Origin of the sequence: Nostoc sp. (genome assembly GCF_036917095.1) — a bacterium.
Classification (GTDB): Bacteria; Cyanobacteriota; Cyanobacteriia; order Cyanobacteriales; family Nostocaceae; genus Nostoc.
On record NZ_JBALFH010000054.1, the window covers coordinates 57,670 to 72,446 of the forward strand.

Sequence of the window (14,777 nt, forward strand, 5' to 3'; positions counted from 1 at the left end):
GTAATTTAGGCAGAGATCGTTGAAGCAGGAATTGCGTGACTTCTAGTCATGCGAACTTCAAAAGTATATATTTCAAAATTTTGGTCGAGGGTTAAAGTACCCAGTTCACTGTTGGAATTGTTGGTCTGTGTATTGCTTTTCCCCAAAGATTTTATGCATATTTACGCATCATTTAAGAACTTGGCTACTGTTTGTACATCCTTATCGCCGCGTCCAGAGCAGTTAATTACAATCCGGGGACTATCGGTTAGTTGGGGACATAGGGTTTCGAGGTAGGCGATCGCATGGGCTGTTTCCAATGCCGGGATAATCCCTTCCAATTTCGACAATCGCTGGAATGCCGCCAAAGCTTCTGCATCCGTCACACTATAGTATTCGGCGCGACCAGTATCCTTCATATAGCTATGTTCTGGGCCAACACCGGGATAATCTAAACCTGCACTAATTGAGTGTGCCTCAATGATTTGCCCATCCTCATCTTGCAGGAGATAGCTCATTGCTCCGTGCAATACACCAATTCGTCCTTTTGTCAAGGTTGCTGCGTGTTTTTCGGTATTGACACCTTCTCCTGCTGCCTCAACCCCAATAAACCGGATAGAAGGCTCATTAATAAACTCATAGAATAGTCCCATAGCATTGGAACCACCACCCACGCAAGCCAAGAGAATATCAGGCAATACACCCCATTTTTCGATTGCTTGGGCGCGAGTTTCTTGGCCGATTACTGCATGGAAATCACGTACCATCATCGGGTAAGGATGGGGCCCTGCTACCGAACCCAGGATGTAATGAGTCGTTTCCACATTTGTCACCCAATCGCGAATTGCCTCAGAAGTAGCATCCTTGAGGGTTCCCGTCCCTGCTTCCACCGGACGCACTTCTGCCCCCATCAACCGCATTCTGAACACATTCAAAGCTTGGCGTTCCATGTCATGAACGCCCATGTAGATTATGCATTCCAGTCCAAAACGAGCGCAAACTGTAGCTGTGGCAACTCCGTGTTGTCCAGCACCGGTTTCGGCAATAATCCGCTGCTTACCCATGCGTTTCGCTAACAATACCTGACCAAGGGCATTATTAATTTTGTGAGCGCCAGTATGATTTAAATCTTCACGTTTTAAGTAAATTTGTGGCCCCGTGCGATCGGGTCGGGCATAATGAGCAGTCAGGCGTTCAGCGAAATACAATGGTGTGGCACGTCCTACATAGTCCCGTAACAACTGCTGTAGTTCTGCTTGAAAACCAGGGTCATTGCGGTATTGCTGATAAGCTGTTTCTAGTTCGGTAAGAGCAGGCATCAGCGTTTCAGGTACATACTTACCGCCAAAGCGTCCAAAGCGACCTTGCGTATCGGGAACCTGAGCAGTTGAACTTGGAGATAGGGGAGTGGTAGTCACAGGCTGATTTTGATGACGGGAATGACTTAATTATTATAGAAAAATCTGGGGTATATCTGGGGACTGGGAACTAAATTATTCGTTGATACTCAATGTCCAATGCCCAGTGCTTCATGTCCAATTACTTTCAATCCCTGGCAATGGATTTATGATGTTAGCCTAGAAATATGATATTGCAGCAGAATGGTTGCGTAGAAGTTTCCACTGCCTTTGAAATTTGTCTTAAACATTCATTTTATGTCTTCTTCCAATCCCAAATCTTCTGACAAAAGTTTTGTCTACCGCGAATTTGGCAACGACAACTCCGCCGCGACAGAAAGACCAATTCCAGAACTGCCTCCACAACAACAAAATCTTAAAGTACAAGCTTCTCGCAAAGGACGCAAAGGGAAAACCGTGACAGTGATTAGCGGTTTTCAAGCCAAACCAGAAACCTTGGCTGATTTGGTGAAGCAGTTGAAAAGCCAGTGTGGGACAGGTGGGACAATTAAAGACAACGAAATTGAAATTCAGGGCGAACACAAGCAGAAAATTGTCGAGATTTTGACCAAGCTAGGTTACAAAGCTAAAATCAGCGGTGGCTAATCTTGAGTGCGGTTTACCGCATCTTAGATTGAGACTGGCAATGTTATCTTTGAGAGGTACAAATATGCTTGAATGCTGGTGAATCACTTCGCCGACAAGCTGTCTTTTTTGAGATTAACAGGAGGTTCAAATGGATTTAGTTCGTCTTCTGTGTGCCATTTTCGTGCCGCCATTGGGAGTTTTTTTGCAAGTAGGTTTTGGTGTAGACTTTTGGATTAATATACTTTTGACGCTTTTTGGTTACATTCCTGGAATTATTCATGCAGTGTGGATAATTGCTAAGAAATAATTCTTTGTAGGGGTAGGTTGAGTGTACCAATCTCGGCGTTACTGATTCTGAGTAATATTTGCGTAGAGGCAATTTGATGAATTGCCTCTATAGAAAAAGTTATGAATTGGATGTCTGCAAATTATTCAATAACAATTCATTACTCAGAATCAATTAGAGACTTCCAAGCAAAAAAATATCCAATTTTTAGGGTGCGTTACTTAATTAAGCACTATCGCGATCTAATCTGTAACGGTGCGCCAAAGCTATAATGCAGCATCATAATTTGTAAGTTTAATTGGACAAAAATCTAAAATATTTTATAATTTTTTAAAATAAAAAACGTAAAGACATGAATTTTCACGTCTCCAATGTAGATTTTAGCGCGGTAGTAATTACCGAATTAACTCTCATTTTTTAACATGGCGTAGAGTCTAAACTCTAGAAGCAAGGGGCAGATGTGCAATTGCCATTGCACAGTTGAAACGTTCAAATCTTTGATCAACCCAGTGCGTATATCTAGTACCCAGCCATGAACCATAGGCGCTTTTCGCTCATAGAGTGCCTGACGCATGATGGAAGTTTGGTAAAGATTTTTTACTTGCGCCACAACATTAATTTCCGCCAAACGATTCAGACGTTCTTCTCTTGTTGGCAAGGCATCAATCTCTTCTTGTTTCTGTAAATACAGTTCCCGAATTGGATTTACCCAGTTATCAAGTATTCCAATAGTTCTTCCTTCTAAAGCCGTCTTAATTCCTCCACAATCGTAGTGACCGCAAACGATAATATGTTCTACTTTAAGATGTAAAATTGCGTACTCTAAAATGGCTAAAAAGTTAATATCGGTCAGAGAAACTTGATTGGCAATATTACGATGTACAAATAACTCTCCTGGTTCTGTACGGGTAAACTTTGTTAATGCCAGACGACTATCAGAACACCCAATGTATAGAAAAGGTGGTGTTTGCCCACTAGATAATACTTCAAAGTAACTTGGGTCTAGAGCTAGTTTTTCGGCAACCCAAGCCTGATTATTTCTGAGGAGTTCATCGATGCTGTTATATTTCATCTTGCGTCAAATGCGAGAGAGAATCTCATCAATATTTTAGCTTATCTACAGTTTCCTCTATATCAAGATGAACTTTTTTAGAAGCTCAAATTTTATAAAGATCACAATTTTTTTCTACAGCATCAATAGAATTATTGTATAAATTGTAAAAAGCTAAGTTAGTAGTTAGAGAAGAACAACTATGTATAACTTGGGAGAACTAGCTAAATAAAGTTAAATTTATTTATATTAACTAAAAACTGAGCGTTGATACTGCCTGTTGAAAATTATCATTTAGCATTTCTAGCTATTTTTGCAAAGTAGAAAAATTTACGTCCCAAAAATCTATGTAAATCCTTTTAAATTACACCCCAAACTGTACATTGGAGCCAAGCAAGTGTAATGGAAGGTTTGAGTACTGGCCTCTTTAAGACACAGAGACACTTTCTGATTTTGGGAAGCTAACTTAATAAAGAAACCAAATTTGAGGTTGAAATATTAAGTTATCAGCTTCAATCGGGGGCAACAACTTTATTATCGTGATGATGGTTGATTGACCAACGGTGATCGACAGTCATAGAGGAAAACTCGCAAATTTCTTCTAGGCGTTTTTGCTGTACGGCAGCTTTACGCAGAGTAATAATTAGTTGATTTACCTGATGCCGTAAATCTGGATTATCATTTACAGCTAACATGGTTTGTCTTTCTAAAAGTTGAAGTATAAGTTCGTAGTGAATAGGAGAAGGTAGAGGAATTTGCTCCATGAAGTTCAATTTTGATTTCATATTTGGGATTTTGTATTAGTCAGATGTCTCTTATTAATGAATTGTTACATAATAAATAACTAGTTGCTTATGGCTTTGATTTGATTAGCAATGAAGATTTGGCAAAGATATTGATGATACTTAACAGCAAATTGCTGCATGTCTATGCATAGTGTGCCCAATTGCTCAACTATTTATGCAGTTGCCCTGCGCTTCTTAGCACAGGGGAGATGTTTCTTTCAGAAATTTCTCGGTAATATACGAGCGATCGCAGCACCGGGATCTGGTTGTTTTACCAAAGATTCTCCAATGAGTACAGCGGATGCACCTGCTGTAAGCACCAAACTCAAATCATCTGGGTTGTGTAGTCCTGACTCACTGACAACAAGGATGTTTTTCTCCTGCAATTGGCTACCCCTTGCAGCTAAAAGTTGGCAAGTAGTTTGCAGGTCAACAGAGAAATCTTCCAAATTGCGATTATTGATTCCTACTAAGGAGACCCCATCTAAGGCTAACACACGGTCAAGTTCTGCCAAACTATGGACTTCAATCAAGGTTGCCATTTTCAGATTGTTAGCAATTTTAAGGAAGTATTTCAAATCTTGATCGCTCAGGATAGCCGCAATCAACAAAATCGCATCTGCACCCTGAACCCGTGCCAAATATATCTGGTAAGCATAAACGACAAACTCTTTGCACAGTACGGGCAAATCTACGGCAGCCCGAACCTTTGCTAAGTTGTCAAAACTACCTTGAAAGAACTTGACATCCGTCAGCACAGAAAGACAACTAGCGCCACCTTGCTGATAAGATAGGGCGATCGCTACTGGGTCAAAATCTTCTCGTAAAACGCCTTTGCTCGGTGAAGCTTTTTTAACTTCTGCAATCAGTGCTGGCTTGGTCTTACCTTGGCGCAAGGCACCGACAAAATCACGGGTTGGCGGCGCAGTCAGTACCCGCTTCCGTAATTCTTGCAAAGGAACTTTCTCCCGCATTTGGTCATATTCTACTTCTTTCTGCCAGACAATTTCCTCCAAGATATGTTTTGGCGCTGCATCAGGCACGACAGCCTGATAACGCAATATCGATACATCAATAGCTGGGTTAGGCGAACGGCGACGGATTTGCATAATTAGTCATTGGTCATTGGTCATTGGTCATTAGTCATTAGTCATTGGTCATTAGTCATTGGTCATTTGTCCTTGTTTATTAGCAAAGGACAAATGACAGAGGACAAATGACTAAATGGCTCGTTTGTAAGCTTCGTCCAGCACTTCCGAAAGTGTCGGGTGGGCGTGAACTAGATGAGCGAGGCTTTGGACGGATTGACGGTTTGCGATCGCAGCTGACGCTTCATGAATTAAGTCTGAGGCGTGCAGTCCAAAAATGTGGACGCCCAAGACTTCTCCGGTGTCTTTGCGATATATCACCTTAGCAATACCGTCGGCTTCGTTTTCTGCCAGCGCTTTGGAATTCCCTTTGAAGTAACTCCGACTTGCAGCGATTTCAAATCCTTCGGTTTGTCCCAACTCCTTAGCTGCTGTTTCCGTTAAGCCCACATAGCTAACTTCAGGATGGGTAAACGCCGCTGCGGGAATGCTGCGATAGTCTACTATTCTTTCCCTCCCAACTATATTTTCTACCGCGATGATGCCTTGAGCAGAAGCAGCATGTGCCAACATCATCTTCCCATTAGCGTCGCCAATTGCCCACAAATGCGGCACTACTTCACCTGCTGATAGCACTGCCATGCGATCGTCAACTGGGATAAAATTCCGCCGATCGAGTTCTATGCCCACAGACTCTAAACCGAGATTTTTGGTCGCCGGGATGCGTCCTGTAGCCACCAAGCAAGCATCTACTTCGATGACATCGACATCTTCTTTGGTTTTGAAATCTGCTAACTCAATCACCACTGGCGAACCAGGGGTAACTTTTTTGGCGTATATCCCTACTTTGGTTTCAATATCGCGGGGAGTAATCAGCACCCGTTCGGCAAGTTTGGCAATATCGCGGTCAAATCCTGGCATTAACTGATCTAGGGCTTCAATCAAGGTGATTTCACAACCTAAAGCTGAGTAAATATCAGAAAATTCCAAGCCGATGTAACCACTGCCAATAATCGCCACCCAATCTGGTAGCGACTCCAACTTGACACCTTGGTCGCTGGTAAAGACAGTTTTGCCGTCTACTTCAATCCCTGGAGGTACAAAAGGAATTGAACCGGGCGAAAGAATGATGTCTTTGGCTGTGATGGTTTTTTCACCACCATCGCCGGTGACAGACACTTTTTGTGGCCCAGCAATTTTTCCCCAACCCGTGATGATATCGACTTTTAAACGTTTGAGGCTGTTGGTTAAGTCCCCTTGAATTTTCGAGACGAGATTACCAGCATGATTGGCGATCGCTTGGCGATCGAATTCTACGCTACCAATTTGAATTCCTAGTGACTTCAGGTGGTGGGCATTACGTAACTCCCGCACACGTCCAGATGCTGCCAGCAGCGCCTTTGAAGGAATACAGCCCCGATTAACACAGGTTCCTCCCATATCAGCAGCTTCAATAATCGCTGTTTTCAGACCGCAACTTACGGCGTGTAAGGCTGCGCCATGTCCGCCTACACCAGCGCCGATAATTACTAAATCGTAATCAAATCCTTGACTCACGTTAGTTTCCCCGTGTGCTTCGCCTATTTATTCTCAACTTGACCGACAATCAGCGCAACCCCTTTAACAGTTATCAGTTATCAGTTGTCAAGTTCGTTGCTGGGTTTAAGCCCCCAGAACACAGTAAGAGCGATCGCTCTTAACTGGTAACTGATTTAAATTCCCTACCATACGCCTGATAACTATTTACTGATTTAACATTTGGGTTTTGCTAACTTAAATTATGATTCAATCACTTCTGGCGGAAAGATGGATGTTTCCAGTAATTATAGTCAAATCTAGATACTTATTTTTTTTAGACTCCAAAGGGAGTGGGGACTGGGGAAGAAGCAGGGGAGCAGGGGGCAGGGGGCAGGGGAGCAGGGGGAAATTCTTCTCCTCTGCCCTCCGCACTCTGCCCCTCTGCGTCTATTCCCCACACCTTTTTCTTTACAGGGCGTCAGCCTAAGACCTAAGCTGGATTTAGGATTTATCCAGAAGATTTACGCAGGCGATCGCTCGATGTCTATTCCCCAAATTAGTGAATTTACTATCCGCCGTCATGCCAACGCCAAATCTTTCCAGCGAGGCGAGGCATATTATGAGGCAGGTGCTGTCAATGCTGTTACCCAACGCGGTCATCTGCTTCAGGCAGAGGTTACAGGCACTGAAGCTAGACCTTATCATGTCAATCTGAGTTTTGATAGCAGTGGGTTAACCTCAGTCAACTGCACCTGTGCCTATGACTTTGAAGGGTGGTGCAAACACATTGTAGCGACGATGCTCGTGTGTGCGCGTAACTCAGAAAATATTGAGCAGCGCCCCACCTTAGAACAACTACTCGATCGCCTCGATCCGATCCAAACCCAAAAGCTGCTGCAAGATTTGGTAACAGAATACCCACCCCTGATTGAGGCGATTGACCGCCATGTTACCTGGATGACTAATCCTGCTGTCCAGGAAAAAATTACAAAATCCTTGCGCCGCAGTACTATCAATCCGGTTCCCTTTCGTGGGCAAGTACGGCAGATTCTCCGGGATACCGTGCGCTACTTTGAGGAGGGGTACGAAGAAGAACCGATTGGCGAAGAATTGCTGAGTGTAGTCCAAACTGCGGTAGATTTTAGCGAACGGGGAGAGAGTGAAAATGCGATCGCTATTTTGGAAGCGATTACCTCTACCTGTGCGGAAAATTGGGACGATGTTGCAGAATATGGCGCTGAAAACGATGAAATTGTCGGGGAATTAAATAATGCCTGGTGTGAAGCTATTCTTAGTGTGGAACTCACCCCAGAAGAAAAAGTTGATATTCAAATAAATTTAGAAGCCTGGCAAGATGAGTGGAATGCTGATTTTGGCCTAGTTATGGAAGCTTTACGCCAAGGTTGGGATTATCCGCCACTGGTACGAGTTCTCCAAGGTAATATCACCGAAAGGGGAGCTTGGGAAGAAGACGTACCAGACTACGCAGATGATTTGGCATTAATTCGGCTGAAAATTCTTGAACGTCAGGAACGTTACCAAGAATACCTGTATTTAGCAGAAGCGGAAGGGCAAACCCAGCAATATCTCACAATGCTAGGGCGTTTGGGCAGGGTGGAAGAAGCAATTGATGCTGCTCAAACCCAGATGAACTCAATGGAAGAGGCTTTTGCCCTAGCGAAAGCACTAAGCGTTCAGGGGGCATTACAGCAAGCACTAGATATAGCCCAGAGTGGATTAAATTTACCGGGTAATTGTCAGTACGAATTGGGAATTTGGACAAGTGATTTGGCTCTTGAGTGGGGTAATAGTGAAGCTGCTTTATTAGCAATCAAGGCTGCTTTTCAAGTGAAGCCCTGCTTGGTTGACTACCAAAAGATGGCAGAATTGGCTGGTGAAAACTGGGAAAGTGTCAAAACAGACCTACTGAGAATTATCCGTACTGATGGTGCTTTGGGAACAGAATCAGCCAAGGTAGATATATTTTTATATGAAGGACTGATTGATGATGCAATTGCGATCGTTAGCGAACTCAGTTCTTATTATTCAGAGTTGATTTACCAAGTTATGGATGCTGCTATCTCTCACAATCCTAGTTGGGTGATTGCTAATGCTCGTCGCCGTGCCGAAAAGATTATGGATGCAGGTAAAGCCGAATACTACTACTACGCGGTTGAATGGTTGAAAAAGGCACGTAATGCCTACTTGGAATCTGGGAAGAAAGCTGACTGGTCAAGCTATCGGGAAAACTTGATACAAACCCACGCTCGTAAACGTAAATTGATGGGAATGTTTAAGCAAAAAGGTATGGAGTAAAAATTATTGTTTGTAACTATAAATCATATACAAAATGGATTAGAGCCTGAAGAAGCTCGATAATTGCTTAATCTGCAATTACAACACTTTTTTGCTCTAAATGTTTTTGCTTACCTTCTGAAGTAATAAGTGTAACCTAGATCGCGCCATACAGAAAACTCTGATTCATCCAAATACTCTAGGTCTATTTCTCCACCAATGCCAACAGATAATTCCAACATATATGCTTACTTATGCAGATCGAATACCATCGATACTTTTAAGTCTGCAATAATCAGATGATTTAGCTTTTAAATTGAGATTTGCCGAAGATATAAACTTTAGCGACAAAAAATGAAGTAAGATTCACTTCTGAAGCAGTCGCCGTATAATCCTATAGTTTCTGACAAAAAATAATCCAGTGTGATGATTAATAAATATCCTCAGAATCTTATAGTGTCCTGCTTACCGCTGAATATACTTCTATTACTCAGCAGCATATCTTTTAGTCCACTGAAAGCTCAGGCTGTTGATACCACACAATTACCAACTAGTAATTTCATCCTGTCGCAACAACTCCCACGGCCACAGGATGTCCAACCATCCTTACCTTCTCCACTTCCCTCACCTGAAGTGCCACAGCCACTCCCTCCACCAGCAGAACTATTTCCACCCTCTGCCCCAAATCCCACACTTGAGGAACCACTCCCTGGCAACTTTCCTCAAACTATTATTGTTGAACGGTTTGAAGTTGTTGGTAGCACAGTTTTCAGTCCTGAAGAGTTAGCCCTCGCCACTGCTGAATTTACCAAACGACCGATCTCGCTGACTGAAGTGTATCAAGCACGTTCTAAAATCACTGAGCTGTACGTCAAAAATGGTTACATTACCTCTGGTGCTTATATTCCACCCCAAACAATCCAATCCGGTGTTGTAAAAATTCAGGTGGTCGAAGGTAAATTAGAAGATATCCAGGTAACCGGGACTAGGCGGTTAAATCGGAATTATGTCCGCAGCCGACTGGCAATAGCTACATCACCGCCTCTGAATCGCCAGCGTCTACTAGAGGCACTGCAACTTTTGCAACTTAATCCTTTGATTCAAAACGTGACTGCTGAACTCTCGGCAGGATCTCAGACTGGTACGAGTCTGTTAGAAGTCAAGATCGGTGAGGCTAAAACTTTTAGTAGCCAAATAGTTCTTGATAATGGGCGATCGCCTAGCGTTGGCAGTTTCCGCCGCGGATTACGTTTGAATGAAGCCAACTTACTCGGATTTGGAGATGGTCTGAGTTTAGGATACACGAACACTGATGGTAGTAACTCTTTTGACGCTACTTACACATTACCTCTTAATCCTCGCAACGGGACGCTTACCTTCAACTATGGCACTACGTCGAGTAATGTCATTGAACCTGATTTCAGATCGTTAGATATCGAATCGGCTTCTCGCTACTACGAATTGACATTCCGTCAGCCCATAGTTCAAACTCCCACACAAGAATTTGCCGTTGGGTTAACAGCTTCCCGACGTGAAAGTGATATCTCGTGGATTCTAGAGAAAGAAGGAATTCCCGCCTCTCTACTTTCGCCTGGTGCTGATGAACAGGGACGCACCAGGGTATCTGCGTTGCGGTTTTTTCAAGAATGGACGAGTCGCAACAGCCGTGAAGTCATCGCCTTACGCTCTCAATTCAGTTTGGGCATAGATGCGTTGAATGCCACGGTTAATCAAAATCCTCCCGATAGCCGTTTTTTTGCTTGGCAAGGGCAAGCGCAGTGGGCACGCCTTTTAGCTCCTGAAACCTTATTATTATTACGTGTGAATACCCAGCTAGCATCCAGAACACTCTTACCTATAGAGCAATTTGGCTTAGGTGGGCAGGATAGCATTCGCGGCTACCGTCAAGATTACCTGTTGACAGATAATGCCACTTTTGTTTCTGCTGAAGTTCAAGTACCGATTTTGCGCTTACCCCAGATAGATAGCATATTACAGGTTGTCCCGTTTGTGGATTTTGGCGTTGGCTGGAACAGTTCTGGTAGAGAGAATCCCGACCCTAATACTCTAGCTGCTGTTGGTCTAGGGTTGCGTTGGTCACAGGGCGATCGCTTCACCGCTCGTCTTGACTGGGGCATTCCTTTAGTATCTGTTAACTCAAATGATAGAACATTACAAGAAAACGGTCTGTATTTTAGTTTAATTTATAATCCTTTTTAAAATTTAGGGGTTCATTCTCCTTTTATTCTCTACCAGAGACTGGACTTTGCTCACTTTCAGTAAGGGTTTAAATCTCCTTATGTAACTCTCTTCACTTCTCTACGAGAGGCTGTGCCAACTTAAAGTTGCGCGAACAATTTTGAATTTTGAATTTTGAATTTTGAATTGTTATTCTGGGTATCCTAAGAAAGACAAGGTTAAATGATATAAACGAAGGAACAAATTTTATAACTTATGTGTGAGTAAAGAAAACAGCTACAACTTCTACCCCAAAAACTGACTAAACAATTAGCCATCTCATTCCAAACGCTCAATCATAAAGAGAAGGCTGCACCCTCATCCCAATAGGTCACGGCGAGCAAATTTTCCTTAAGTGTAGACTTTCAGACTGCACTCATAGCGCTTCTAGGTTGAGTCTAATACAGACCTAACAAGAACAGCCCGAACCCTTATAGCCTTGAGGAGTAAGATTCAAAGCCTCTCTCCTAAAAGGCTGTGCATTAGTCACATTTTTTGTAACAATCCTGAAACCCAGATTTTAAAAGGGTTTTAGAGAGTGAGGCAAAGAGGTTAATTGACAAGTTTTCCCTTACTTTAATGATAACTAATCAATTTTATTGAAAATTTCACACAGATGTATAAGGATTTGTTAAGTGCCTGCGATCGCTCCCAAAAATCTTAATAAAGATGTAACTAATGGATAGCCTAAAAAAGGATGTTCGGAGTGTATTGCATACAAGAACCGCTATATAGGAGTAAGTAAGTGAGCAAGAATAAATCAAATATGTTACGCAATATAAAATTAATTAGATAAGGTTGTTGTAAGTGGATATATCCCTTGAAATAGAGTTATATTCACTTACTAAAAACCTTTAATTAACTTAGAATTTTTCAGACTAAAACATTAAATATATGAGTATTTGAGGAACAGCCATGCTAAGAAATGAGCGGGAAAAAATACGCCATCTGTTGGTCATTCGAGACCTGGAAGGGCGACGAACTGTCCCCTTGCGAGAGACTACTTATTCTCTAGGGCGGCATCCCGCAAACACTATTGTCTTGGCTTCCCGATCGGTATCAATGCAACATGCAATTTTATTGCGAGTAACTGTTCCAGAGACTGAGCAATACGGTTTTCAGATTATTGATGGCAACTACAAGGGAAAAGGAAGTACTAATGGCTTATTTGTAAATGGCACTAAATGCTTTTCTCATAATCTTAGGCATGGAGATGTCATTGCTTTTGGCAGTAATAAAGCTCAGGCGAAATATTATGCTATTTCTAATATTTCAGAACAAGCATTTTCTGAATCTTTTGATGTTGAAGACTTATCTGGTTTCTTATCAGAGCAAGCCAGTCCTGCCAATCCTTTTCAAACCTTAGCTATCGATCCTAGCTTTGAAGCAGCCAGTGAGTCTGCTCTAGCTCGCCTAGCATCCTTTCCTGAACTCATCCCCAATCCAATTATTGAGATGGATTTAGAGGGAACAGTTACTTATCTCAATCCAGCCGCAGCTCTTAAGTTTCCCAAACTTCGAGAAGTTGGGACGAAACACCCAATCTTAACAGGACTTTTGAGTGAAGTTAATAATCTAGAAAAAAAATCTTTTGTGCGGGAGGTGGAAGTAGGTGCAGAAGTTTTTGAACAATCCGTTCTCTACCTTCCTGAAAGTGATTTAATTAGAACTTTTATTATTAGAGATATTACAGAGCAAAAGAAAGCTACAGCCGAACTGCGCCAGCGCGATCGCTTGCTACAGGCAGTTGCGGAAGCTGCCAATTATTTGCTAGGGGAAATGAATTACGAAACTGGTATTGCTCAAGCTCTAGCTGTACTCGGTGAAGCGGCCCAGGCAGATCGTGCTTATCTGTTTCAGAACCATCTCCATCCTGCTACAGGTGAAATAGCAGTCAGCCTGCGGTTTGAATGGACGCGCTCTTTTATTGAATCTAGCCATCACCATTGGCAGAATCAGCCTTATCAAGCTTCTGGATTAGCTCGTTGGTATACTGTTCTCTCTAGCGGCCAGTCAATTAGCGGACTCACTCAAAAATTTCCTGTCGCCGAACAAGAATTCCTGATTCGAGATGGCATTCAATCCCTTCTCCTGGTGCCTCTCCGGTTGGAGAATGAGTTCTGGGGTTACCTTGGCTTGGCAGACTGCACCTTTGAGCGTCATTGGTCAAAGCACGAAGAATCTACCCTTTTAACGATGGCCGCCAGTATCATTGGTACGCAGCAGCGCCAACAAGTAGAAGAAAAGATTCGCTATCAAGCCCTCCATGACTTGCTGACAGGGTTACCCAATCGCCTACTATTTAACGAATTGCTCAGTAAAACTTTGCCCAACGCAACTCGGAATGGCGAAAGTTTAGCTGTGATCTTCCTCGACCTGGATCGCTTCAAGGTGATTAATGACACTCTGGGGCATACTCTGGGAGACCAATTGTTACAAAGCGTCTCTCAAAGATTAAAAGACTCACTCAGAGGCGGAGACACTGTAGCTCGTTGGGGAGGCGATGAATTCACTATCTTACTCCCGCGAGTCAATGATATTGAAGAGGTAACTCTGGTGGCGTGCAGAATCTTACAAGCGTTGGAGGATGCTTTTTATCTCCAAGGGCATGAACTTTATGTGACTGCCAGCCTCGGTATTGCGTTGCTTGATAACAACAGTCCTGACGCCGAAACACTAATCCAGCACGCAGATGCCGCTTTGTACTACGCCAAAGACAAAGGGCGGAATAACTACCAATTCTACAGTGTTTCCCTGAGTGCGAAAAATCCTGAACTCCTGACTTTAGAAAAGAGCTTGCGCTATGCCCTAGAACGCAATGAATTTACGCTGTACTATCAGCCTCGTGTGAATATTGCTACAGAAGAAATTACTGGTATGGAGGCTCTATTGCGTTGGCAGCACCCAGAGATGGGATTGGTCGCACCTAGCGTTTTCATTCCCTTGGTCGAAGAAAGTGGATTAATTGTCCCCATCGGCGAATGGGTATTACGGACAGCCTGTACTCAAAATAAAATCTGGCAAGATGCAGGATTTCCACCCATAATGATGGCTGTCAATCTTTCTCTTAAGCAGTTCCGTCAACCCAAATTGGTGGAGACTATAGCCACAGTTTTAGAACAAACGGGTCTGGAGCCGCGCTTTTTAGAATTAGAAATTATGGAAACCACAGCCATTGAGGACTTAGATTTCACCAGAACGGTGTTAAAGGATCTACAGCAGATGGGTGTTTACATCTCCATTGATGACTTTGGTACGGGTCATTCCTCGCTCTCGCGCCTACAACTTTTGCCACTCCACAATCTGAAAATAGATAAATCTTTCATTCAAAATTTGACACAGGATGACAAAGTAGCTCATATTATCCAGGCTATAGTTACCTTGGGACACAGCTTGGGATTGAAGTTGACGGCTGAAGGGGTAGAAAAAGAAGAGGAATTAGAGTTCTTAAAATCTATCAACTGTGAGGATGTCCAGGGCTTTCTATTCTACCGACCGCTTTCTGCAAAGATTGCAACAGAAACCCTCGAAAGTAAACGACCAAAGGTCTAG

General features: G+C 43.0%; 11 protein-coding genes. 6 read left to right on the forward strand and 5 right to left on the reverse strand.

What is annotated here, in order from left to right; all coding sequences use genetic code 11:
* Nucleotides 1–161 precede the first annotated feature (161 nt).
* Complete coding sequence (gene trpB, locus V7L01_RS31865; protein WP_335042091.1) at nucleotides 162–1,397, reverse strand: tryptophan synthase subunit beta; 1,236 nt, start codon at nucleotides 1,395–1,397, stop codon at nucleotides 162–164.
* A 237-nt stretch (nucleotides 1,398–1,634) separates the two neighbouring features.
* Between trpB and V7L01_RS31870 the strand changes: the two genes are divergently transcribed.
* Nucleotides 1,635–1,982: a translation initiation factor gene (locus tag V7L01_RS31870; protein WP_335042093.1), complete on the forward strand. Its 348-nt coding sequence runs from the start codon at nucleotides 1,635–1,637 to the stop codon at nucleotides 1,980–1,982.
* A gap of 130 nt (nucleotides 1,983–2,112) precedes the next feature.
* Entirely contained in the window at nucleotides 2,113–2,271 is a 159-nt protein-coding gene (locus V7L01_RS31875; RefSeq protein WP_335042095.1) for a YqaE/Pmp3 family membrane protein, read from the forward strand.
* Between the two features lie 382 nt (nucleotides 2,272–2,653).
* On the opposite strand, the gene V7L01_RS31880 is transcribed toward V7L01_RS31875, so the two are convergent.
* The 4 genes from V7L01_RS31880 to lpdA form a co-directional block, all read right to left on the reverse strand.
* Nucleotides 2,654–3,322, reverse strand: coding sequence for a carbonic anhydrase (locus V7L01_RS31880; RefSeq protein ID WP_335042098.1), 669 nt, complete (start codon nucleotides 3,320–3,322; stop codon nucleotides 2,654–2,656).
* Between the two features lie 491 nt (nucleotides 3,323–3,813).
* Nucleotides 3,814–4,065, reverse strand: a complete 252-nt coding sequence (locus V7L01_RS31885; RefSeq protein ID WP_100903113.1) for a DUF5340 domain-containing protein — start codon at nucleotides 4,063–4,065, stop codon at nucleotides 3,814–3,816.
* 239 nt (nucleotides 4,066–4,304) lie between these two features.
* A complete protein-coding gene (gene trpC / locus V7L01_RS31890) occupies nucleotides 4,305–5,195 on the reverse strand; it encodes an indole-3-glycerol phosphate synthase TrpC (protein ID WP_335042100.1) in 891 nt (296 codons plus the stop codon).
* 111 nt (nucleotides 5,196–5,306) lie between these two features.
* Nucleotides 5,307–6,731, reverse strand: a complete 1,425-nt coding sequence (gene lpdA, locus V7L01_RS31895) for a dihydrolipoyl dehydrogenase (RefSeq protein ID WP_335042102.1) — start codon at nucleotides 6,729–6,731, stop codon at nucleotides 5,307–5,309.
* Between the two features lie 14 nt (nucleotides 6,732–6,745).
* On the opposite strand from lpdA, the gene V7L01_RS31900 reads away from it, so the two are divergent.
* The 4 genes from V7L01_RS31900 (at nucleotide 6,746) to V7L01_RS31915 (ending at nucleotide 14,777) form a co-directional block, all read left to right on the forward strand.
* A complete protein-coding gene (locus tag V7L01_RS31900; RefSeq protein WP_335042104.1) occupies nucleotides 6,746–6,874 on the forward strand; it encodes a hypothetical protein in 129 nt (42 codons plus the stop codon).
* A 358-nt stretch (nucleotides 6,875–7,232) separates the two neighbouring features.
* A complete protein-coding gene (locus V7L01_RS31905) occupies nucleotides 7,233–9,008 on the forward strand; it encodes an SWIM zinc finger family protein (protein ID WP_335042106.1) in 1,776 nt (591 codons plus the stop codon).
* A gap of 405 nt (nucleotides 9,009–9,413) precedes the next feature.
* A complete protein-coding gene (locus tag V7L01_RS31910) occupies nucleotides 9,414–11,207 on the forward strand; it encodes a ShlB/FhaC/HecB family hemolysin secretion/activation protein (RefSeq protein ID WP_335042265.1) in 1,794 nt (597 codons plus the stop codon).
* Nucleotides 11,208–12,140: 933 nt separating this feature from the next.
* A complete protein-coding gene (locus V7L01_RS31915; RefSeq protein WP_335042107.1) occupies nucleotides 12,141–14,777 on the forward strand; it encodes an EAL domain-containing protein in 2,637 nt (878 codons plus the stop codon).